Origin of the sequence: Hydrogenovibrio sp., from assembly GCF_049975065.1 — a bacterium.
Taxonomy (GTDB): Bacteria; Pseudomonadota; Gammaproteobacteria; order Thiomicrospirales; family Thiomicrospiraceae; genus Hydrogenovibrio.
Genome location: NZ_JBNGDN010000020.1, coordinates 2,211 through 25,197 on the forward strand (window position 1 = coordinate 2,211; position 22,987 = coordinate 25,197).

The 22,987-nt window shown below is 49.6% G+C and carries 17 protein-coding genes; 8 read left to right on the top strand and 9 right to left on the bottom strand.

Features of this window, described 5'->3' with window-relative positions; translation table 11 throughout:
• Window positions 1–104: 104 nt before the first annotated feature.
• Complete coding sequence (locus ACP5D0_RS04135; protein ID WP_472364321.1) at window positions 105–908, bottom strand: ABC transporter permease; 804 nt, start codon at window positions 906–908, stop codon at window positions 105–107.
• 154 nt (window positions 909–1,062) lie between these two features.
• On the opposite strand from ACP5D0_RS04135, the gene olsF reads away from it, so the two are divergent.
• Window positions 1,063–2,799 (top strand): bifunctional ornithine lipid synthase OlsF, encoded by a 1,737-nt coding sequence (gene olsF, locus ACP5D0_RS04140; protein ID WP_472364322.1) that lies wholly within the window; start codon window positions 1,063–1,065, stop codon window positions 2,797–2,799.
• A 194-nt stretch (window positions 2,800–2,993) separates the two neighbouring features.
• Complete coding sequence (locus ACP5D0_RS04145) at window positions 2,994–5,141, top strand: methyl-accepting chemotaxis protein (RefSeq protein WP_472364323.1); 2,148 nt, start codon at window positions 2,994–2,996, stop codon at window positions 5,139–5,141.
• Between the two features lie 198 nt (window positions 5,142–5,339).
• Here the strand turns inward: ACP5D0_RS04145 and ACP5D0_RS04150 are convergent, their stop codons facing one another.
• Window positions 5,340–5,720, bottom strand: coding sequence for a hypothetical protein (locus tag ACP5D0_RS04150; RefSeq protein ID WP_472364324.1), 381 nt, complete (start codon window positions 5,718–5,720; stop codon window positions 5,340–5,342).
• 68 nt (window positions 5,721–5,788) lie between these two features.
• Here ACP5D0_RS04150 and ACP5D0_RS04155 point away from each other — a divergent pair, with 68 nt between their 5' ends.
• From ACP5D0_RS04155 to ACP5D0_RS04180, 6 genes are all read left to right on the top strand, one after another.
• Window positions 5,789–6,253 (top strand): BLUF domain-containing protein, encoded by a 465-nt coding sequence (locus tag ACP5D0_RS04155; protein WP_472364325.1) that lies wholly within the window; start codon window positions 5,789–5,791, stop codon window positions 6,251–6,253.
• Window positions 6,254–6,457: 204 nt separating this feature from the next.
• Window positions 6,458–9,391 (top strand): chemotaxis protein CheB, encoded by a 2,934-nt coding sequence (locus ACP5D0_RS04160; RefSeq protein ID WP_472364326.1) that lies wholly within the window; start codon window positions 6,458–6,460, stop codon window positions 9,389–9,391.
• On the top strand, window positions 9,388–12,006 hold the full coding sequence (locus tag ACP5D0_RS04165) for an EAL domain-containing protein (RefSeq protein ID WP_472364327.1): 2,619 nt from the start codon (window positions 9,388–9,390) through the stop codon (window positions 12,004–12,006). The genes ACP5D0_RS04160 and ACP5D0_RS04165 overlap by 4 nt, the downstream gene beginning before the upstream one ends.
• A gap of 310 nt (window positions 12,007–12,316) precedes the next feature.
• The gene (locus ACP5D0_RS04170) at window positions 12,317–13,201 is read left to right on the top strand and encodes an ABC transporter substrate-binding protein (protein ID WP_472364328.1); all 885 of its coding nucleotides are present in this window, start codon (window positions 12,317–12,319) and stop codon (window positions 13,199–13,201) included.
• Window positions 13,198–15,195, top strand: coding sequence for a putative bifunctional diguanylate cyclase/phosphodiesterase (locus ACP5D0_RS04175; RefSeq protein ID WP_472364329.1), 1,998 nt, complete (start codon window positions 13,198–13,200; stop codon window positions 15,193–15,195). The genes ACP5D0_RS04170 and ACP5D0_RS04175 overlap by 4 nt, the downstream gene beginning before the upstream one ends.
• Before the next feature lie 280 nt (window positions 15,196–15,475).
• The gene (locus tag ACP5D0_RS04180; protein ID WP_472364330.1) at window positions 15,476–15,724 is read left to right on the top strand and encodes a hypothetical protein; all 249 of its coding nucleotides are present in this window, start codon (window positions 15,476–15,478) and stop codon (window positions 15,722–15,724) included.
• Between the two features lie 462 nt (window positions 15,725–16,186).
• On the opposite strand, the gene ACP5D0_RS04185 is transcribed toward ACP5D0_RS04180, so the two are convergent.
• From ACP5D0_RS04185 to ACP5D0_RS04215, 7 genes are all read right to left on the bottom strand, one after another.
• Window positions 16,187–17,419: a serine hydrolase domain-containing protein gene (locus ACP5D0_RS04185; protein WP_472364332.1), complete on the bottom strand. Its 1,233-nt coding sequence runs from the start codon at window positions 17,417–17,419 to the stop codon at window positions 16,187–16,189.
• 101 nt (window positions 17,420–17,520) lie between these two features.
• Window positions 17,521–19,077 (bottom strand): immunoglobulin-like domain-containing protein, encoded by a 1,557-nt coding sequence (locus tag ACP5D0_RS04190; protein ID WP_472364333.1) that lies wholly within the window; start codon window positions 19,075–19,077, stop codon window positions 17,521–17,523.
• A gap of 140 nt (window positions 19,078–19,217) precedes the next feature.
• On the bottom strand, window positions 19,218–20,201 hold the full coding sequence (locus tag ACP5D0_RS04195; RefSeq protein ID WP_472364334.1) for a helix-turn-helix transcriptional regulator: 984 nt from the start codon (window positions 20,199–20,201) through the stop codon (window positions 19,218–19,220).
• A gap of 104 nt (window positions 20,202–20,305) precedes the next feature.
• A complete protein-coding gene (locus tag ACP5D0_RS04200; RefSeq protein ID WP_472364335.1) occupies window positions 20,306–20,707 on the bottom strand; it encodes a GFA family protein in 402 nt (133 codons plus the stop codon).
• Between the two features lie 26 nt (window positions 20,708–20,733).
• Window positions 20,734–21,051, bottom strand: coding sequence for an FAD assembly factor SdhE (locus ACP5D0_RS04205; protein ID WP_472364336.1), 318 nt, complete (start codon window positions 21,049–21,051; stop codon window positions 20,734–20,736).
• A gap of 7 nt (window positions 21,052–21,058) precedes the next feature.
• The gene (locus ACP5D0_RS04210; protein WP_472364337.1) at window positions 21,059–21,775 is read right to left on the bottom strand and encodes a succinate dehydrogenase iron-sulfur subunit; all 717 of its coding nucleotides are present in this window, start codon (window positions 21,773–21,775) and stop codon (window positions 21,059–21,061) included.
• 15 nt (window positions 21,776–21,790) lie between these two features.
• On the bottom strand, window positions 21,791–22,987 hold a 1,197-nt coding region (locus ACP5D0_RS04215; protein WP_472364338.1), incomplete at its 5' end, for an FAD-binding protein.

The window sequence follows — 22,987 nt, forward strand, 5'->3', positions numbered from 1 at the left end:
ACTGAGCGCGCTTTAAGGTTATTATAACGCGCCTTGTCAAATCCGACAGCTTTCGAAGAAAAGCAGGTCTTTATACCCTTTAGGGTGTGGGTGTTTTTCTGTTTTCAGCTTTTCACCAACTGTGACAGGTTCAGGCGCATCCGTGGGTCGAACAGCTTTTTCTGCGCCAGCCACAAGGCAATTAACACGCCCGAAGCGGTGGATACCGTAATCAGAAACATAATCATGATTTGGTATTTGACCGCTTCCATTGGGTCGATCCCGGCCAGAATTTGCCCCGTCATCATGCCAGGCAAAGACACGATGCCGGCGGCGGCGAGCATATTGATGACCGGAATCATCGCGGTGTGCAGGCTTTGTTTTTTCAGGAACATCAGCGCTTCCTTGGCGGTGTAACCCAAGGCCAGTTGCGCTTCGATTTGCGCTTTCTGCTTCACGGCGCTTTTGGTCAAGGTATCCAAGCCGAGGCCGATGGCGGTCATGCTGTTGCCGAGAATCATCCCCAGCAGCGGAATGGCGTATTGCGCTTCGTACCAGGGTTGCGGCTGAATCACCAGCGTCAGCGAGAAAATCGTCAACACCAAAGCCGTCATCGACAACGACAACAATCCCACCACAAACGAGCCGGAAACCCACCCATTGGTTTGAAAACGGTAGGTCTGCCGTTTGAGAATTTCATAACCGGCAAACAACAGCATCACCATGGACACCAACGCCACCAGCAACCCACTGTCGGCATGGAACACCCAGCTTAACCAGACACCCATCAACAGCAGTTGCACCACCATGCGTGCCGACGCCACCCAAAGCTGGCGTGTTTGCTCGAAGCCGTTTAACAACAGTAACAGCCCAAGCAGCAAAATCATCACCGATAAACCGGCCAAATCGTAAAAACTGAGCGAAATCACACGGGACACCCTGTCATATTAATTTTATATAACCGTCATTTGAAACTCATACAAATGTCATATCATTGTCTATCAAGCCGCGCAAAATAATAACATTAGACTGACTGCAGGCCTTCTGAGTGACCACCCCCGACTATTTCACAAGAGTGATTTCATGCTGGACATTGAAAAGACGATTCTCGAAAAATACCCCGATTTCAACCAGAAGCCGGGCGGCAAACAGCTGATTAAATTTCTGAAAAAGCTCACTTACGAAAACGAAATCAACCGGTTCATTGAAGAAAACAAACATCTGCGCGGCTTTGCCTTCCTCGACAAAAGCTTGGAACATTATAACTTCACTTACCAAGTCAACAACCGGTCTTTTAACAATGTGCCGGCCGAAGGGCGCGTGGTCATCGTCGCCAACCACCCGATCGGTTCGCTGGACGGCTTGGCGTTGCTGAAATTCATCCGCAGCATTCGCCCAGACGTGCGCATTGTCGCCAATGAATTGCTGGCCAATGTCGAACCCTTTCAATCGCTGTTCTTGACGGTGAACAATATGTCCGACAAGGCCAACCACAAAGCCCTGTTCAAAACCATGATTGAGGCCTTGGAAAACGAAGAGGCGGTGATTATTTTCCCGGCGGGCGAAGTCTCACGCATCCGTCCCAACGGTGTGCGCGACGGCAAGTGGAAAAACGGCTTCCTGAAACTGGCGAAGAAAACCCAATCGCCGATTTTGCCGATTTACATCGACGCCCGCAATTCCGCTTTGTTTTATGGTTTATCGACTTTATATAAGCCGTTGGGCACGCTGATGCTGGTCAAGGAAATGTTCAATAAAAGCGACCAGCAGATCGCGTTTCATGTCGGACCGATGATTCCCTGGAAGTCGCTCGCCAATTGTGACTGGCCTTTGACGAAAATCACCAAACATTTTCGCAAGCACATTTATCGCCTTAACCAACCGGCCAAGGCGTTGGAAAAACTGCCGTTTAAAACCGAAAATACCATCGCGCATCCAGTGGACCGCAAGGCGCTGAAACAGGATTTAAAAAACGGCGAACCCCTCGGCGAAACCGTTGACGGCAAGAAAATCGTTTTATTCGATTACGAGGCCGATTCGCCCGTAATGCGCGAAATCGGCCGCTTGCGCGAACTGACCTTCCGTACTGTGGAAGAGGGCACCGGCGATGCCTTCGATTTGGACAAATACGATGCCGACTACCGCCATCTGGTGCTGTGGGACGAAGAAGACTTGGAAATCGTTGGCGCCTACCGCATTGGCGAATGCCAAAAAATCATTGAGAAAAACGGCCTGGACGGGCTTTACACCAGCACCTTATTTGACTTGAAACCGGAAATCGAACCTTATCTGCCCAAGGCATTGGAAATGGGGCGCAGTTTCGTGCAGCCACGTTACTGGGGCAAGCGCAGTCTGGATTATCTGTGGTACGGCATCGGCGCTTATGTGGCTCGTCACCCGGAAACCCGCTATTTCTTCGGACCGGTCAGCTTGTCGGATGCTTACCCGTTGCGCGCCAAAGAACTGATTGTGGCCTTTTTCAATGCCCAGTTCGGCTCCCATCAGGATCTGGCTATTGGCAAACGCCCTTTCGTGCCGTCGCCCGACATTTTGGAACTGGCGGAAAACGAATTCCACAGTGACTACAAAGACAGTTATAAAAAACTGAATCATCTGCTGACCGAATTCGGCGTCAAAGTCCCGACACTGTTTAAACAATACGCCGAACTCTGCGAACCGGGCGGGTGCCGCTTTATCGACTTCAGCACCGACCCCGACTTCAGCGACTGCATTGACAGCCTCATTCTGGTGGAAATCGACAAAATTATCCCCAAAAAACGTGAACGCTACCTGACCCCTGTGACGCCCAAGTCCTCTTAACAACCCCTTCCTCGCATCCAAAAATCCCGTCCAAAAAGAAGGCGTCATCCCCGCTGCAAAGGCGAAAACGCCATTTTGTCAAAAAACCTTTAAAAACATGGCACTTTATTTGCTCTTAAGTTCCCATCTCACTATAGAATAAGCAAATGTCATTAAAACCAATGCCAATCAAGGACGATACGAGGAAGGGTGCTATGAAACAGTCTCGCTCAAACGCAGGTCAAGAATACAAGCTCGGGTCACAAACCGCCATTATCAGCCGAACCGATCAACACGGCACCATCACCCGAGTCAACCCGGACTTTGAAACCGCCTCAGGTTACTCTACCCAAGAGCTGATCGGGCAACCGCATAATATGGTGCGCCATCCGTTTATGCCGAAAGAAGCCTTTCGTGACTTTTGGCAAACCCTCAAGTCCGGGCTTGTCTGGCGCGGTTTTGTCAAAAACCGGCGCAAAAACGGCGATTATTATTGGGTCAAAGCCACCGCCGTGCCCATTAACGGTGGCTACTTGTCTTTCCGCACCCAACCAACGGAAGACGAAATCCATCAAGCTGAAGACCTTTACGAGCAAATGAATGACGGTGCCGACATTCATCTTGACCAAGGGCGTGTCGTCCCCAAAGGGTTAAAAGGTCGCTTCTGGTCACTGGGTCAAACTCTGGCGGCTTGGCCGTTAAAACTCAAAATTTTCTTACCGCTGCTGATTATTTGGATGTTGGTGCTGACATTGCTTTGGCAGCAAGGCCTGACCTTGCGCGATCAAGTGATTCTGGAAGCCGGTAAAGCGGCGGCCGAATCCAGCATCAGCAATGCTCAGAACGCGCGAAAGTTCTACTCCGAACACGTCATCCCAGTAGCGCAAAAAGCCGGATTGGGCATTAGCCATGAAGAAACCGGCCTCAATCTACCGCTGCCCGCCAGCTTTATGCGCGCCTTGGGCAATATGAGCGGTGACGGCGGCAAGTTGCGCCTCTTCAGTCAAGACCCGTTTACGTTCCGCACCGAAGCGGAAACAAAACTCGACGGCTTTGAAGCGAACGCGCTGGCGGCTTTGATTCAACAACCGAATACCCCTTATTTTAAAATTGAATATATGGATGACGAACCGGTCTTCCGTTACGCTGTGGCGGACATTATGAGCGAACAATCCTGTGTCAACTGTCATAACAGCCATCCAGCCTCCCCCAAAACCGATTGGAAACTCAACGATGTGCGCGGCGCGTTAGAAGTCGCCATCCCACTGAAGAATGTCTCAAGCACCATAGGGCATCATTTTTGGATTGTACAAAGTTTGCTGGTGCTGCTCATTATCGCGTCCTTGGCGGCGGTCTGGTTACTGGCCACCGGGCTGTCCAAACGACTGGAAAAGTCCGTCGCCATTGCCGAACAAATCGCGGAAGGCGATCTGAACTTTGATACCCCTGTCATGGCACAGGACGAATCGGGTCGTATGATGAACGCCCTCGCCAAACTGCAAACCCGTTTGCGCGAATTGATTTACGACTTGGGGTATGACGCCGAACACCTCAGCTCGGCCGCCGTCAATCTCGACCAACAAAGCGATCAAGTGACCGCCACCGCGGTCAGCCAGAAAGAAGCCACCGAGAACGTCGCCGTGGCCGTAGAAGAACTGACCCGCGCCATGGAGCAGATTTCCGAACACTCGCAAAAAGTGCACCGTCTGGCAACGGAATCCATGCAAGCCGCCATCCACAGTTCTAAAACGGTTCACGATTCCGCCGACAGCTTGAGTGAAATGGCGCACCGCATCTCCCAAGCCACTCAAAACTTTGAAGACTTAAAAAATATGTCGCATAACGTTGGTGGCATTGTCAGCACCATTGAAGACATTGCCGAACAAACCAATCTGCTGGCACTCAATGCCGCCATTGAAGCGGCGCGGGCAGGAGAACACGGACGGGGCTTTGCCGTAGTGGCCGATGAAGTGCGCGGTCTGTCGCAACGCACTTCACAATCGACCGAGCAGATCTCCAAAGTGATTACGCAGATTCGCGACATGATTCACAAAGTGGGTGAAGACATGCAAAGCAGCATTGACGAAATGCAGCAAGGCGTGCAACTGGCGCACACCGCGGGAGATGCCGTGGGCGACCTGGAAGTGAAATCCAAAGACGTCACTCTTGCCATCGAACACATCCAAGGCTCCATTCGTGAAAACGAGCAGGCGGTGCAGATGATTGGCGAACAGATTGAACAGATCACAAAAGAAGCCGATCAAGTGGTGAAAGGCAACGAATCGGTCAATACCTCCGGCGAACAAATCAGACGCATGTCGAAAGATGTGGAAGGCTACTCGAAACAATTTTCGATCAAATAACGTTCAGATGTCTCATGCGAACCCGAAGTTTACCTTCGGGTTAAATACTTTCTGAAGGGGCATCATTAGGGAGACCGACCGCCCACAGCAACGCATCAATGAAATTAATACACACATTCAAAATTTCTATTGCCCAGCAACCATAACGCCTTTCACAATCACACTTTTTTGTTTAGAATCTGAACCAATTGGTAAAACCTATAGGGAACGGTGGTTTTCAATCACGTCTAACATCAGCAAGTAGGTGCTTTCATCAACTTGGCGCGTAATGGTGGCTTGGTACAGCTCGCACAGAATCTCGTGCAGATGCTCGTACTTGTCTTGATTGATATTATGAAGATTAGGATTAATTTCGTCAGCCGAATCGTGCGGATTATCAAGCCAGAATTTTGGCAGACAAAAACTGTGCTCAATGTGACGCGCCAGCTTTTCGCCGATATTGCGCGTTGGGTTCACCCCCATCAGCCGACTGACCTGGGTAGAAGAACGCTCGATTTCTTCCGCAAACAGTGTCTTGTTGCCAATAAAATCGACCAGAAGCTGAGCGTTTTTTCGACGAACTTGATAAATATCATCCATAGTTTTTGAATCATAACCATGCACACATTAAATGTACATAACCAATTGGTGCATAATCTGGAATTAAAATGATACAAATTGCTTACAGCAGTACCGCACGTCAATTAATGACCACTGAGGCACTGAGTTCACTGCAAAAACAGGCCGTGAGCTTCAACCAAGCCAACGGCATAACAGGCTTGTTGATATACAATGACGGCATATTTTTTCAGGTTATCGAGGGTGAAGCTGACGTGGTTGAAAGCCTGTTTAAACGCGTTCAGTCCGATGCCCGACACCACAGAGTACGCTTGGTTTTCAAAATCCCCTTAACCTTCCGCGACTTCCCAAGCTGGGCCATGCGAGTCGAAAACATTTCACCAGACGTGCGAAAACAACAACTCGCACACATTTTAAACACAGGGCGTCCAGCATCCTCACAACTGCAAATTCAGCGGCAAAAGCACTTCCAAACAATCGATCTTGATAATACCGACTCATGGGAGGAGCCGAGCAACGCTCAAAAACTGATCAAAGCCTTTTCCGTTTTTTAGCCACTCACTACGAAAACAGCCCCCATGACGCCTTTCAATAAACAGCAGGTCAATTAAATGAACAACATCACTTTATCCGCTCGGTTAATATTAGGCTTTACGAAAATCCGTGGAAAGCGCTCACCCCATTCAAAACGAAATGGGGCTAAAACCCGACGTCCATTTTTCTTTATCAAAACACTCTGAACAAGGCGAACTTTTACTATGTCACGCCATGAACCCAATGATTCGACAGAAAAATATCAAGGCTTTGTGGTCACGCTGGGTGCCTCGGCGGGCGGACTGGAAGCCTTAGAGAAATTTTTCTCGGCCTGCCCGGCCGACACGGGTCTGCCGTTTATCGTCATTCAACACCTTTCCCCCGACCATAAAAGCATGATGGCGGATCTGCTCGGACGCTACACGTCCATGCCCATCAAACTGGTTGAAGAAGGGATGCTCATCAACCCGAACCATGTGTATTTGATTCCCGCCGGCACCATTATGCGCGTGGTCGGCGGTCACTTTTTACTGACTCAGAAGCAACCCCATGTACTGAGCTTACCGATTGACATTTTTTTCACCTCTTTGGCCGAAGAATACGGTGATAAAGCCATCGGAGTGATTCTATCGGGCACTGGCTCGGACGGGACGCGCGGCGCTTACGCCATTAACGAAGCCGGTGGTTTTCTATTGGCGCAATCCCCGCAGGAAGCCAAATTTAACGGCATGCCCAATAGTGTGATCGCCACCGGGCTGGTGGACGATATTTTAGCGGCTGATGAGCTGGCCGTACGATTATTGAGTTACATTAAAAACCCGCACCAGCCAACAAAACCCTCGAATGAAGCACTCGATGCCGAATTCAACGACGATGACCCGATCAATATCATCTTCCACTACCTGGCGCAAACCGCTGGGGTTGACTTCAATGAATACAAACAAGCCACCGTGACGCGCCGCATCGAGCGGCGGATGCAGGTGAAGCATATTCAAAACTTAAAAGACTATGCCAACCTACTGGAAATTGATCGTTCGGAGCTAGCGAATTTGCGCCGAGAGCTGTTTATTCCGGTGACCCGTTTTTTTCGTGACACACCCGCTTTTGACGATTTGCAGAAAATTGCCGTTGAAGACATTGTACGGAACTGCGACTCAGGCAATACCATTCGCATCTGGTGCGCCGGCATTTCAAGTGGCGAAGAGGTCTATTCCATTGCCATCTTGTTTTTTGAGGCCTTTGAACACGTCCGCCGATGGCCCAACCTCAAACTCTTTGCCACGGACGTCAACCCGCAAGCCATTGAACTGGCTGCCGCCGGTCATTATCCGGAATCCATTGCCGCCGAAGTCAGCGCCGAACGATTACAGCGATTCTTTTTAAAGTCCGGCAATGAATACATTGTAAAGCCGGAATTGCGCCAGGTGGTGGTGTTTGCCAAACACAACCTGCTCGCCGACCCACCCTTTACCCGCATGGATCTGGTCACCTGCCGCAACACCCTAATCTACTTTAAAGCGGAACCGCAAAACAAAGCCTTGCAACGCCTGCAATATGCCACGCGACCCGGCGGCTATCTGTTTCTCGGTTCAAGCGAATCCATTGCCAGCATTGCAAAAGGCTTTGATATTGCCCATGCGAAAAGCAAGATTTTCAAACGAAATTCCGTCAACTTGCCCCTTCTCGGACTGGATAACGATCGTAACAAAATGCTGGCTTACACGCCTCACCCTAAAAAAATAGAGGCACAGCGTTCATTACTTGAAACCAGCGAAGTTTCTTTACTTGACGAAACCAGCCACCAGTTGATCAAAGCCTATTCGCCCCCAGGATTTTTAGTCAATGAGCATTCTGAAATCATTCACCTGTACGGCGATGTCAAACCGTTCTACCGAGTCCGCTCCGGTGCCGCCAGCATGGAAATCACCCGCATTCTGCCGGAAGGCTTGATTTCGGTGGTATCCGCCCTGCTGTTCAAAGCGCTGAAAGATCAAAAGGTGTTTTATTCGGATCAGCTTCAAGTCAAACTCGACAATGAAGCCTTGCACTTGCTGCGTGTCTGCGTGCGCCCCATCCACACAAATGAGCTGGAAAAATTTGCGCTGGTGTTATTCGAACGCTTGGAAACCCTGCCCGACAATGCCTTTAAAGAGCCGCTGGATCTAGACCATGAAACCTCCGCTCGCATTGAAGTCTTGCAGCAGGAGTTGGCCGCCACCCGAGAAAGCTTACAAGCCACCATTGAAGAACTGGAAACCTCAAATGAAGAATTGCAGGCCACCAATGAAGAGTTGATGGCGTCAAATGAAGAACTGCAAAGCTCCAACGAGGAGTTGCAATCGGTCAATGAAGAGCTCAATACCGTCAATGCTGAATACCAAGAAAAAGTGTCGCGACTGAATCAATTAAATATGGATCTGGACACCATGGGGAAAGCCGTGGGTGTGGCGACCATTTTTGTGGATCACCGCCTCAATATCAGCCGATTCAGCCCGGATGCCGTTGGGTTGTTTAAATTACGGGATTCCGACATTGGGCGACCATTAGGCGACTTGCACCATAATTTTGATAACGACAAACTCATCGATTATTTCGAACAAACCCTGCAAACCGCACGCCCGTTTGAAACCGACCTGATTCACCAAAACAAAAAAAGCTACCTACTGCGGATTTTACCCTACCAGATTCCATCCAGTGACAAGCACGGTGCCGTGGCCAGTTTCATTGATGTAACGGCTCTGAATGACGGCAAACGATTGCAGGCACTGATCGATGCCATGCCGGAACACATTGCGGTGCTATCGCCGGACGGCGAAATTCAGCTCATTAACCAGGCCTGGTCCCGTTTTGCCAAGCATAACGGTGATGCGGAACTCAAATATCACGGCACCGGGTCGAACTATCTGGACGTTTGCAAAACGCGTTTTAAGCACGACGAAACAACCGAAAGAACCGCCCATCAAGGCGTTAAATCTGTGCTGGATGGTTCACAAGCGCGCTTCAGCTTGGGCTATTCCATCGGTTCCCCTGAGGCGCGAAAATGGTTTGTCATGAATGTGAACCCCATTCCCAATCAGCAGAATTTTGCCGTGGTTGTCAGCCACACCGACATTACTGACTGGTGTCATCCACCGGTAAAAGAAACCCTTCAATCATGAATGATTCCGACAAAAAAACGCTGCGGCAACGCGCCCAAGCCCTACTGAAAAACAACCCAGGCCTGGCGGATACCGAACAACTCTCACAGCAAAACCTGGCGCACCTTGTGGAAGAAATGCAAGTGTATCTGGCGGAGCTGGAAGTGCAAAATCAGCAATTACAAGACACCCATCTAAAGCTTGAGCAACAACAGGTTCAGTATAAAAAACTGTTTGAGCACCTGCCGATTCCGGCCATGCTCATCGATCAAAACGGCATCATCCTAGAAAGCAACGAGCAGGCTGAATTACTGTTTGCCCACCGTACCACTCGCCATTTACAAAACCACTCCATTTATCGATTTCTGAGCAAAACCAATGGTCAATGGTTATTCAACCGATTAAACGACCCTACAATCAATGAAATCCTGTCGGCCGAATTTGAAATTGCCATCCCGCCAAAAACCATTCCGGTTAAAGTCAGCTTAATGCCAGTGCACCAATCATTGGATTCCACGAGCGAACGACAGTTCATCGCCAGCTTTATCGATCTCACCGCGCAGTATGAGCGTCAGAAAGAATGGCGCATGTTTCAAGAAGTTCTGAACCACAGTTCCGTCCTCATTTATGCCTTTGATCGTGACGGTCTCTGTTTACTGGCCAATCAAAAAACCGCCGAATTATTCGACTGTGAAAACGCCCTGCAACTTATCGGACAAAGTCGTGAGCAATTGATGTCCATTCAGGAAGCCAATCACCAATATCAACAGGACATGACGGTCTTTCATCAGCGCAAGGCCATCCAGACCCAGGAAAGCCTCCAAAAAGACGGACGCGTTCTGCACTTTTTAACCGATAAATTCCCACTCTTCGATCAGAACGAACAGGTTTATGCCGTCGCCGGCATCACCTACGACATTACAGAGCAGATCGAACTGGAAAAACAACGCAACCTGTCCAATGAAATTTTTTCAAAAGGCCAGGATGGTTTGATGGTCTGCGACCCGAAAGCCAACATTGTCTCCGTTAACCACGCCTTTGAGGAAATCACGGGCTACACCGCCAAAGACTGTTTAGGAGAAAACCCAAGCTGCCTGGCTTCGGGTCGACATGATAAAGCCTTCTACCAAAATTTTTGGCGAACCCTGCATGAAACCGGTTATTGGCGTGGAGAAATCTGGAATCGCCGCCAGTCCGGCGAAATCTACCCTCAGCAACTGTCGGTCTCCGTTATCAAGGACAATCAGGGGAACATCCTCAATTATCTCGGCGTTTTCAATGATATTAGCGATAAAAAGCAAGCCGAAGAGGAAATCAGCCGCCTCGCGTTTTATGATCCTCTAACCGGTGTGGCCAATCGTCTGCTGATCCGCGAAAGAGCTGAACAGCTGATCGCAGAATCACGCCGCACCCCCCTATCTTTCAGCATGATGTTTATTGATCTGGATTACTTTAAAGAAGTCAATGACATACATGGCCACGACATGGGGGACTTACTGTTAAAAGAAGTCACCCAACGCATGAAAGAACTCATTCGCCCCGAAGATACCCTTGCGCGTCTGGGTGGCGATGAATTTGCCGTATTATTTCCGAATTTAACCCAGCCCAACAGTCTGGATTTAGGTCAGAGATTCGTTTCCAGCCTAGCCGAGCCTTATCTCATTCACGAGCAACTGTTGCATATTTCCGCCTCGATTGGCATCGCTTTTTATCCCGATGACTCGGAGGATTACAACACGTTAATGAAGCATGCTGACCTGGCCATGTATCATGCCAAACAACAAGGCCGAAACAGTGTTTACCCCTTCCGCAACGAGCTGGAAAATACCCTGACCCAAACCGTCAGTATTGAAACGGAATTGCGCTATGCCATTGAGCGCAACCAGTTTTATCTGGTGTTTCAACCGCAACACTCCCTTCAAGAACAAACATTTGTCGGATTGGAGGCCTTAATCCGCTGGAAACACCCTGAATTGGGCGAATTATCACCGGAGGTATTTATCCCATTGGCCGAACGAACGGATTTTATCCTTACCCTGACCGACTGGGTATTACAGGAAGCCTTGAGGTTCTTAGTGCGGTTACAACAAGAAAACATCCGCCTGTGTCTGTCGGTCAATATCTCGGCGAGGGAATTAAACCGGTCCGACTTCTTAAAACGCATCACCCGACACTTAAAAGATCACCCCTCAGTCGAGCCAAGTCAACTGGAGCTGGAAATTACCGAACGCATTGCCATGGAGCAACCGCACAAAACGTTATTATTAATGAAAGAACTGCGTCTACTCGGCCTCAATTTAGCACTTGATGATTTCGGCACTGGCTATTCTTCCCTCAGTTACTTAAAAAAATACCCGTTGCAAACGCTGAAGATCGATAAATCATTTGTCGATGACATTGGCGTGGATGCGGAAGACATGGCAGTCTGCGACGCCATTATCTCGCTGGCCAAAGCCATCGACTTCAAAACGGTGGCCGAAGGCGTTGAAACCGAACGTCAAGTCCAGTACCTTGAAAGCTTAGGCTGTGACATCATCCAGGGCTATTACTATGCCAAGCCCATGTCGGCCGACACCTGTCTTGCATTTCTGCTCGAAACCGGACAGCAACCCAAATCACTGACTGAGCGAGTGTAGCGTCAGGATGAGAGCTCCCAACCACGCCCAAGATTTTCTATCCTAGCCCGAATATTTCACAAATTTGCACCGACCTTGCTTGCTCCTTGATTCCACAAGCCATATTTTCTCAGTCGGTCGTAATCGTGGAGTCGACACTTCTTCGAAAATTTCCTTGTGAAACAAAGAACTCGACGCCCGAAGGGGTAAGTCGAGAAACCAATGCCCTGCGCAATCTCAGCACAAATTCGTGAAACATTCGGGCTAGGCTCAGACGTTTATGATAGGATTAATTTAATTTTAAAAATTGAAAAATTTACTGACTCACTCCATGAAAACCTCAATCAAATACCTGCTTCTGATTGCGTTTGTCGGGCTGGTCGGCTGCAGCTCGCCGCAAGATAAACGCCTCAACCTCATTGCCAATGCTTGGATTGGCTACAGTCCGTTATTTTATGCCAAAGAACAAGGCTGGCTGGCCGAACACGACATAGAGCTGGCCACCGTGGTCTCGTTGGGCGAAAGCCTGCATCTGTATCAAACTGCGGATTTTGATGCCTTTTCCGGCACGCAATACGAGTACCAGCTGGCGCATGAGAAAAATCCCAATCTGTTTCCCATCATTCTGTTTGATCGCTCGGACGGCGGGGACATGGTGATGGGCAATCGCTCGCTTGCCGAACTGAAAACGCTGACCCAACCAGTGGATGTTTATTTGGAAATCAACAGTGTCAACACCCCTGTTTTTCAAGACTTCGTCCGCCAAAATGGGTTGGGAAACCTGGATTTTAACTACATTAACACCGATCAATTACGAATGGTATCGGCCACAGACGAAGCCTCAAACCCCACCCTGGCGGTCACCTACATTCCTTATGACTCTGCCTTGAAACCAAATGGCTTTGAAACACTGGACTCGACTGCGGACGGTCTGAACCTGCTGGTAGTGGATGCGCTTTACACCACACGCGAAGATTATCTGGATCACAAACCCCAATTTCTGGCGCTAAAAACGTTAATTAACCGCGCCCTGGAGGCGTTGCGCCAAGACCCGGAAAGCTATTACCAGCAGGTCAAGCCCTATCTGGAATCCCCCAGTTTCGACGAATTTCAGGCCAGCCTGAACACCATTCAATGGTTGAATAAGGATCTGTCTCCCGAGTTAAAACAGCGTATGAATGACATGAATTTTGCCACGGGAGCAGCCTTGCCGTGATCTCCATCAATCGTTTTTTCATCACCGCTTTGCTTTTTCTGATCACGGTTTTTTCCAGCATCTTTCTCTACTATTTTTTAAACGATCAGCATAAAAAAGCCGACCTGATTATGGAAATCATCCGCCATGACTTGTCGGAAACCGCCTATGTCATTTCCAATGAAATGGATTCCGTCGAGCAGATTCGCACCTTTAAATCCTTCTTGCACCGCAAGGTCGCCAACAACCCGCTGGTATCGGCCATGATGATTGCCTCCGGACAGCAGGTTCTGCTCACCACCGAAAACGACATTCAAACAGTGCCGCCAATGGTTGAGGTGCAAACGAAGCTGGATCATTTAAGCGCCACCCAACTGCAAGCCCACAACATTTACAAAACCGAAATCTCTTATTTTGTGCAAAACAAACGCGCCAAGCTGTCACTGTATCTGTACGTCAACAAGCCCTATGTTGAAAATTACTTCACTCAAAACACCCGTAATTCACTGGTTTTTTTCGGTCTTATTCCGCTGGCACTCTTCGTTTTATTCGGCTGGATGCTGAAGCGATTTGTGACCCACCCACTGGAACTGCTGCGCCAATACGCTTACTATCAATCCAAAGTGCCACACCACTTCAAATTGCAGGAAATGGAATACATTCGCGCCTCAATGATTCAGACGTTTACCCGCCTGGAAGACGAAAAACGGCAACTCTACCAACTGGCACGCACCGATGATCTATCCGGCCTGGCCAACCGCAATCACCTGAATGAACGGCTTAACTGGCTGATTGCCGAACACAATCGCAATGGGCGCGAATTTGCGCTGATGTTTATTGACCTCGATAACTTCAAAACCGTTAACGACACCCTCGGCCACGAAGTGGGCGACAAACTGCTGTGCAATGTGGCCGGACTGATTCAACAAGTCTTACGCAATTACGACATCATCGCCCGCGTCGGCGGCGACGAGTTCGTCATCGTCGTCAACCACCACGGCAATCAACACAAGCTCATCCACATTATTCAGCGCGTCATCGACAAAATCAGCGAAGTGCATCTGGTGGACAACCATCCGGTTAAGGTTTCCGCCAGTGTCGGCGTGGTGCTCTACCCCAAAGACGGCGACAGCATCACCAGCCTGATGAAAAACGCCGACATCGCCATGTACGAAGCCAAAAACCAAGGCAAAAACCAATACCGCTTCTTTACCGAATCCTTGCATCAACAACTCGTACAAGAAGTCGAACTGGAAAACCGCCTCGAAAAAGCCCTAGCGCGCAATGAATTCGAACTTTATTACCAGCCCAAAACACTCACAAGTTTACGAACCGTCATCGGTGCCGAAGCCTTGATTCGCTGGAACGACCCGGAAAGAGGCTTGATTCCTCCGGATCAATTTATACCGGTGGCGGAAGAATCCGGGCTGATGGTGCCATTAGGCGACTGGATTCTGAAAACCGCCGTGGCCCAACAGCTGGATTGGAAAAACCGAGGCGTTGGCGACTTTACCATTTCGGTCAATCTGTCGCCGGTGCAGCTGGTGAACAATGCGTTTGAAGCCAAGTTCAATGCACTGCTTGAATCCAGCGGCATTGATCCCAGCAAGCTGGACGTGGAAATGACCGAATCGCAATTTATGGAAAATTCCGAACAGAATATTCATGTGCTGTCCGCCATCCGGGAAAAAGGCGTCTCCATTTCACTGGACGACTTCGGCACCGGCTATTCCTCACTGGCGTATTTAAAGAAATTTCCGATCAACACCTTGAAAATCGATAAGACATTTATAGACGACTACGACACCGAGTCCGGTGCCATTTTCATTGAAACCATTATCAAAATCGCCCACACGCTCGGACTCAACGTGGTCGCCGAAGGCATTGAAGAACAGGGGCAACTGGATTATCTGCGCGCCAACGGTTGTGAAATGTACCAAGGCTATCTCTGTTCACGCCCCCTGCCCGCCCAGGAATTTGAAAAATTCCTGAGCGCCGACAAAGACGGCTGCTAACCTCGCGGCCAACGTTACCGTCCTCCGCGCACGAGACGAACATGAACATAAACGGCTCTAGGTGCGATCAAGGTCGTAGACGTAGCCAGTACCGAAACCAATGCACTGCGCAATCTCAGCACAAATTCATGAATCGAAGAACCGAAGGTAAACATTCGAGCTAGGCATTAAAATTACACAGCCACCTATTTAAATACATGACATCGGTTTCTAATTTTTTAAGGGTTTATGCGGCGTTCTGTTAAAATATTTTTTATGATTTAAATTTTGGAGAATAAAAATGTCGGCGATTACCTTTGATACTTTAGCCTATGCTAAACGAATGCGTTCGGTTGGGTTTACTGAAGAGCAAGCCGAAGCGCAAGCTGAAGAAATGGCTAAGTTATTAGACCAACAGCTTGCGACCAAGCAAGACATTGTTGAATTAAAAGCACACATTGCTGAGGCAAAAGTAGAAATGATTAAATGGATATTAGCCTTAATGTTAGCGCAAACAGGGATTATTTTGGCCGTGCTAAAACTATTTTAACTTTCGGCTTTAATATTCATTGCTCTTCCCAAATTTTCCCAAAATCACAGGCCTGGTGGTCAATAATGTACCAAGGTTATCTCTGTTCACGCCCCCTGCCCGCCCAGGAATTTGAAAAATTCCTGGCCGCCGACAAAGACGGCTGCTAAACCGAAAATTTCATAATCTTGCACCATGATCGCACAGAACCTTGTTTTCACAGGGAATTCCTGAAGACGTGTCGACACCACGATGATGGCCGACTGAAAAAATTTCCTTGTGGAGTCAAGGGACAAAGCGAGAGGGAGCTAATTTATGAATTTTTTTAAGGTTTCAACACTTTTATCAATGGGATCCAACGCACGGCTGTCCCATTGAAAGATACGAATGGCTTAAACCAGCGGTTTCATATCATCGGGCATTTCCACCAGGCCTGGTGGATTTATGAAAGTGCCCAAAAAACCTTCTTGCCGACCTTCAAGGTCAGTACCCAACGATGGATTTGGCGTCTTTCGCGACATCCACTAATAACATGGCGTGATCCATAAAACGTTCATCCGCTAAAATGGCCGAGGTGAACACCAGCACGGTGACATCGGTTTTCGGGTCGTAGCGCATGGTCGTTAAATAGCCCATTTGTGCGCCGTCATGCCCATAGCCCAGACCTTCGGTGAAAGTAATACCGAGTCCATAGGCGTAATGCGCTTCACCGGTCAGTATCACATCATTCATCATGCTCACTGTTTCTTTATTGAGACCGGCTTTATAAGTCTGTAATAAGTGTAACCATCGGGTGAGGTTTTCCGGGGTGGTCATAATATTGCCTTCAGCCACTGAAGCCGACAGATTGATGAAGGTGGTTTCTAACTCCTCGTCATCGACAATCGTGTAGCCTTCAACATAGGGTTCGGGGAGGGCTTGATCCGTTCCCAGATCGGGAAAGCGAGTGTCATTCAAATTCAGTGGCTCTAAAAAGGTTTGCTGAATATACTCGCTGTAGCTCAGGCCACTGATGCGCTCGATAATTTTACCCAGTATGGCATAGCCAGTGTTGCTGTAATGAAACTCCGCATTAGGTGTATTGGATGACAACTGGTTGACCGCGTCAACGGCAATAAACTCTTCCAAAGTAAAGGTGTGATCCTCGCCAAGGGTGTTCATAACATAGTCGGCGTAATATTGTCCCGCATAGGGTTGATCCACGTCCTCCGGAATCGGATTATTTTTCACATCGAACACCCCTGCACGGTGCTGCAACAGTTGGCGAATGGTGATGCTGTCTTTGTAGGGTATATTATTGCCAGCCGTATCCGGCAAATACGGTTCTGCTCGTTTAGGAATGTTCATGTCCAAGGTGTCGTCGATATTGAGCAACCCTTGTTGATGCATCATCATAATCGCGGCGGCGGTGAAGGTTTTTGCGGTGCTCGCGCCACGGAAATGAGTGTTAATCGTGGCCGATTTAAGCGTTTCGGTTTCAGACTTAGTTTCAAACCCTTGATGAACAAAATAATCGCCGTTTGGGGTGAGCAAACGTACACCCATGCCGCCCTTGGAAAATGCGTGCTCCTGTTTGAAGTCTGTCCACTGCTGATCGACCATTTTATCCAGTTTTTGCTGGGTTGAAGAATCGCTGTTACTGCTCGATTGACAGGCCGAGATGAGAACGGTCATGGCGAAAAGCGCGGCCAAAGACCTTAAGCTTGAAAATGTCATTGATATGATTCCTTTTCGAAAAATTTAAACATTGCTTTTGATAAGCGGATTGCCTTAATCCAGATATTGACTTTCAGTTGTTCAATTTATCATTTTCTCGCTTAGTTGATCAGCTTTAAAACAAAGCCCTGTCTATCCCCTGACTTGACGCTGCCGGTGTTACCGGTGACATAGATGGCATGACCGTCTTCATCCACAAGAATGTCTCTGGCATATTCGCTAAAGCTGATATCGAGCGGATAAATCACCAGGCCTTGATCGCCAAAATGCGGCATCAGCTGCCCTTTTGTATCGTAATGCCACACAGCAATCGATTCGTTGTGGTTGATGTCTCCGGCAATATACAGCGTGCCATCCTGTGCCACTTTAATGGCCGAGCCTTTCGATTCTTCCAAACCATCCACCGCAACGACATCGCTGTTAAAAGCCACCACGCCCTGCTGCCCAAAGTCTTGGGCTAAGTTACCTTGCGAGTCGTATTTCAACAGCAGCATTTCATCTCCCACGCCGCCCACATACAGATCCCCGGTCACATAAATCGCATTATTGTCGTCAATGGCGAGATCACTGAATCGCGCATTGGAGTCCTTTTGTGAAAAGGTCACCTGGCCGGAACGACCAAAGTCATTCACCGGTTGACCGGTGTTATCCAGCTTCCACAAGGCACCCGCGCCGCCGGAATAGCCTGCGACATAAAGGTTTTGCTCAGAATCGAGTGCAATCGCTTCGCCGCGTTCATTTTGACGACTATTGAAAACCACCAGGCCTGCCGAGCCGAACGTGGCGTCCACATCGCCATTGGATTTCAGTTTAAGCACAAACAGATTGCTCCCGTCGAGAGAATGTTGCTCACCGGTGAGATACAGAGCGCCTTCATCATCCATGACCATGTCGTTGGTGGAAGGCCAAGTGTGGTGCGGGAACTCATAAAAGCGAACGCCGTCAAGGCCAAACCGAGTATCAAGCTGACCGTCTGGCTGATACTTCCACACCGCAATCTGCTCAGGGCTACGACCGCCATAATCCCCAGCGACATAAATCGCGCCATTCGCGTCAACGTGACTTGCCATGCCGGAAGAATCGGCCAGGTCGGAAATGACTTGGCCGTCTGAGTCAAAACCGGTATCCGCGATGCCCGATGAGTTGTATTTAGAGAGACTCATCGAATACGTCTCGCTGGTTCCGGCGACAAACATATCGCCGTTAGTGCCTTGGCTGAGACTGTAGCCAAAAATCGTTCTTGGCACCTTCAGCAGACCATTGGTGCCGAAATTGGAATCACGCGCCCCAAAGTCGGCCACACGCACGGTATGCACTAGCTTACTGAGATTATTATCCGAATCCTGAACGCTGAAACGCAGCCGATAGGTGTTTGGCGTATGCACATCGACACTGTCGCCGCTCACCACTATGTGCTCGGATAAATCGCCATCTTCTTGATCCAAGGCAATGGCTTCGGGTGGTTGATAAGTCGTGTCGCCTTGCTTGACTTTGGTGGCCGCCTGGCTCTTTAAGCTGAGGGTGGGCGATGTATTCGATGACGTATTCGATGACGAATCGCTATCGCTTTGGCAGCCGACAACCAGCGCCGAAATGGCCAAAGCCAGACCCGATAGCAGGACCCATTTTTCTGATTTGAACGAAGATGCGATATTCATGGTGTTCTCCAAATTTTTGACGTAAAGACGTTTACATGGCTAGTTTAGTGACTCACATCGAAGCTGACCTCCACTGAGCGCCACTTTAAAAAATTAAAAAAGAAAACCACCAGGTCTGGTAAAACCACCAGGCCTGGTGATTACAAGGATTCGGTGGTTTTGAGCGCGCGGATGTCGCTTGGTGCAAACTCGAAACGCTTTTTAAAGGCACGATAAAACCAGGAAGGATTATTGAAGCCCACTTTGTAAACAATCTCGGTAATCGGCATAAAAACAAAGTCAGGACTGGTGAGAAAATCATAGGCTTTCTGAAGACGGACATTCAGCACATAATCGGTAAAGCTCGTTTCTTCCCCATCAAACATGGCACGGATATAACTGGGCGAGATGCCATGACGCTTTGCAACCCAGTCAAGCGATAAGTCCCCACGATAATAGTGAATGTTGATATCGGCCTTCACCGCCGCCATCCGCGCTTGCTTTAAGCCATGTTGGCGTGCATGAATGGCATAATCCGAGTGTGCGCCCATCGCTAAGGCCGCCAAGTCGATGAGCTGATTGGTCTGGGCGAGGATATTGATAGGCTCAGCCGGATTGTCGTCCATAAGGAGGCGTGATGCACGCGTAAGATGGGTCAGCACCTCCTGATCTAAAATCGGTTGATGAGAGCGAGAGCGTTCAAAACCTGTTATCAGCGGTTCAAACAGCGTGCGCGACAATTTTATGTTCAGCATGTAGGTTTGTTCACCTTCAAAGGTGATGATCCCCGGGCGATCGTTGTAGCTGAAGCAGCCCATGCCGGGGACACATTTGATGTCTCCCTTTTGCGCAATGGACGCCTTCCATGCCGAACGTCCTGAGGGGGACATTCGCGGGTTAAGCAACAGCGAAAAATCGTCATTGCCGTCTTGAACGTGTTGCTTATTTCGGTGAACAATAATGGGCGACGTTTTCACCCAACCGATTGAAATGCCGGGTAACAGCCGAAGCTGCGTTTCAATGACCGGAATGTGTTTGTTCGGTGTGCGCAATTCAATGTTTGCAATCGCCGCATAAATATCCTGCGCCGCCGCCAATCGCTCTTTCTCTGGGAAGCTTTGAGTTGAAAATTTAATAAACGCCATATTTTTTCCAGCCAAATCCGGCAAACATCTGTGCCATTAAAGTGCTAACGCGAATACTTCAAAAGTTTGTAGTTTGTGCTGAAATAGCACAAATTCATTATATCTTACTCCGGCAGTGTTTTGAACGCGGGAAGCTCGGCAAATCCATCCTCCCAAGCCGCTCGGCTGGCGGTGAAAATATGCGCGGTGGGTCGCACTAAGATGTCCGTGTCCAAACAGCCAGCGGGCACAACAAGCCCCCCATCCGCTTGAATGGTTGGCACGGCGGAACCACATAACGGACAAAAACTTTTTGTATGGCGCGTACCCGGAAGGGTAAACGAGGTCACCGCCTCGGCACCTGCCAGCCAAGTGAGCTTGGCGGATGACGAAAATAAATTGGCCGCATGCGCCGACCCGGTATCTTTTTGGCAATGATGACAATGGCACAGAAAAAAGCGGTCGAAATCGCCCTTGACCTCAAATCGTACGCTGCCACACAGGCAAGAACCCAAGTAATCCGACATAGCGTTTTCGCTCCTTTATCGTGGGGTCAGACAACCAAGCTACGGTTGTAACTGAGAATCGCTTGAATCAGCGGCTGGAAGGTTTCGGGGATTTTCACCAGGCCTGGTGATTCGGTGGCGTCCGACTGCAACAACCATTCAAACAGGGTTTGGTCACTTTCTGAAAGTAACGCCTCCAAGTCATCCATTTGATCACTGTGATGCGGGTTCTGTGGGCTAGGGTTCTGTGGATTTAGGTGCTGACAGTAGGACGACAGCAAATATTCCACTTCGGCATGGCCGCGCCGACAATTGAACTGCAATCGTTTCCATTGCAAAAACCGATCTTCAGATGGCTCTGTCATGTGCGTTTCAATCCAATGGCTTTTCAATCATCAAGCTTTTCAGTTCATTGATGGCCTGACTCGGGTTTAACCCTTTGGGGCAACTGGCGGTGCAATTCTGGATATTACGGCAGCGGAAGGTCTTAAACGGATCGTCCAGGCTTTCCAGGCGTTCTAGCGTGGTGATGTCACGGCTGTCCACCACAAACCGGCTGGCGGCTAGCAAGGCCGCCGGGCCATGAAATTTATCCGGGTTCCACCAGAAAGACGGGCAACTGGTCGCGCAGCAGCCGCACAGAATGCATTCATAGCTTCCGTCAAGCTTTTCGCGCTCTTCGGGGCTTTGCAGAAATTCATGATCCAAATCGACATTTTGCCCAGGCCTGGTCGCTTTCAGAAAAGGGTCCACCGCACGGTAATGATCGTAAAACAGTTCCATATCAATAATCAAATCGCGAATCACCGGCAACCCCGGCAAGGGTTTAATCACCACCGGGTCGCGTAATTCGGACAGCCGCGTGATGCAGCTCAAATGGTTTTCGCCGTTCACGTTCATACCATCCGACCCGCACACGCCTTCCTTGCAGGAACTGCGAAACGCCAGCGTCGGGTCTTGTTCACGCAGTTTATCCAGCGCTTCCAGCAACATCATGTCATCGCGAATCGCCGCATCCGCCAATTCATAATCCTGCATGTAAGGCTGGTCATCGACTTCCGGGTTGTAACGATAAATGGAAAATCGCATGGTTTTGTCCTTCTGTTAGTACACGCGTGGTTTCGGTTCGAATCCGGTCACGGTCAAAGGTGTCACACACACCGGCTTATAACGCAGGCGATGGCCGTCCAGAAAATACAGACTGTGCTGTAACCAGTTTTCGTCGTCACGCTCGGTAAAATCCACGCGGGAATGGGCACCGCGACTTTCGGTGCGTTCAATCGCAGAATGCACGGTCGCATACGCCAGCGTCATCAGGTTTTCCAGCTCCAGCGCTTCCATGCGTTCCAGGTTGAACGCTCGGCTGCGGTCGTGCAACACGGCTTCATCCAAACGCTGTTGAATCAGTTGTAAAGCCTCAATCAACGCCTGCATCGACTCCTGATTACGGAAAACGCCGCAACCTTCCTGCATGGCGGCTTGCAAATCGTGTTTGATAGTGGCAATGGATTCCTTGCGTTCATGCGCCGGGGCTTCCCATTTATTCAACCGCGCTTCGACCGGCGTCAAATCCAATTGGCGGTCAAAATTCCGGTCGGACTTCTGCAAATTCAGCACCCGCTCGATTTCCTTGGCGGCGGCCCGCCCGAACACCACGATGTCCAACAAAGAATTCCCGCCCAAACGGTTCGCACCGTGCACCGACACGCAAGCGCATTCGCCCACCGCATACAAGCCCGGCACACTGACGGCCTGACCACTTTCATCCAACGTCTGCACCTGACCGTGGAAATTGGTTGGAATACCGCCCATCATATAATGCGCGGTCGGATACACCGGAATCGGATCGTCGCACATGTCCAAGCCCAAAAACGTCAAGCCGATATCGCGAATGCCCGGCAAACGCTTTTTAATCATTTCCGAATCCAGGTGGGTCAAGTCCAGCAACACATGGTCTTTATTGGGGCCGCAGCCGCGTCCTTCTTTCACCTCGATGGCAATGGCGCGTGACACCACATCCCGCGACGCCAAATCTTTCACATGCGGCGCATAACGTACCATAAAGGCTTCGCCGTCGGCATTACGCAACACGCCGCCTTCGCCGCGCGCCGCTTCCGATAACAACATGCCTTTGTTCGCCACGCCGGTCGGGTGGAATTGCCAGAACTCCATGTCCTGCAACGGCAAGCCCGCGCGCAGCACCATCGCCAAGCCGTCGCCGGTGTTGATTTTGGCGTTGGTGTTGGTTTTGAATAACTGGCAAGCGCCACCCGTGGCCACCATCACCGCATGAGCGCGCAA

What these genes read in the sequence shown, in the direction of transcription:
- olsF (WP_472364322.1), top strand. Translation starts at nt 1,063, where the DNA reads ATGCTGGACATTGAAAAGACGATTCTCGAAAAATACCCCGATTTCAAC.
- ACP5D0_RS04145 (WP_472364323.1), top strand. Translation starts at nt 2,994, where the DNA reads ATGAAACAGTCTCGCTCAAACGCAGGTCAAGAATACAAGCTCGGGTCA.
- ACP5D0_RS04150 (WP_472364324.1), bottom strand. Translation starts at nt 5,720, where the DNA reads ATGGATGATATTTATCAAGTTCGTCGAAAAAACGCTCAGCTTCTGGTC.
- ACP5D0_RS04155 (WP_472364325.1), top strand. Translation starts at nt 5,789, where the DNA reads ATGATACAAATTGCTTACAGCAGTACCGCACGTCAATTAATGACCACT.
- ACP5D0_RS04160 (WP_472364326.1), top strand. Translation starts at nt 6,458, where the DNA reads ATGTCACGCCATGAACCCAATGATTCGACAGAAAAATATCAAGGCTTT.
- ACP5D0_RS04165 (WP_472364327.1), top strand. Translation starts at nt 9,388, where the DNA reads ATGAATGATTCCGACAAAAAAACGCTGCGGCAACGCGCCCAAGCCCTA.
- ACP5D0_RS04170 (WP_472364328.1), top strand. Translation starts at nt 12,317, where the DNA reads ATGAAAACCTCAATCAAATACCTGCTTCTGATTGCGTTTGTCGGGCTG.
- ACP5D0_RS04180 (WP_472364330.1), top strand. Translation starts at nt 15,476, where the DNA reads ATGTCGGCGATTACCTTTGATACTTTAGCCTATGCTAAACGAATGCGT.
- ACP5D0_RS04185 (WP_472364332.1), bottom strand. Translation starts at nt 17,419, where the DNA reads ATGACATTTTCAAGCTTAAGGTCTTTGGCCGCGCTTTTCGCCATGACC.
- ACP5D0_RS04190 (WP_472364333.1), bottom strand. Translation starts at nt 19,077, where the DNA reads ATGAATATCGCATCTTCGTTCAAATCAGAAAAATGGGTCCTGCTATCG.
- ACP5D0_RS04195 (WP_472364334.1), bottom strand. Translation starts at nt 20,201, where the DNA reads ATGGCGTTTATTAAATTTTCAACTCAAAGCTTCCCAGAGAAAGAGCGA.
- ACP5D0_RS04200 (WP_472364335.1), bottom strand. Translation starts at nt 20,707, where the DNA reads ATGTCGGATTACTTGGGTTCTTGCCTGTGTGGCAGCGTACGATTTGAG.
- ACP5D0_RS04205 (WP_472364336.1), bottom strand. Translation starts at nt 21,051, where the DNA reads ATGACAGAGCCATCTGAAGATCGGTTTTTGCAATGGAAACGATTGCAG.
- ACP5D0_RS04210 (WP_472364337.1), bottom strand. Translation starts at nt 21,775, where the DNA reads ATGCGATTTTCCATTTATCGTTACAACCCGGAAGTCGATGACCAGCCT.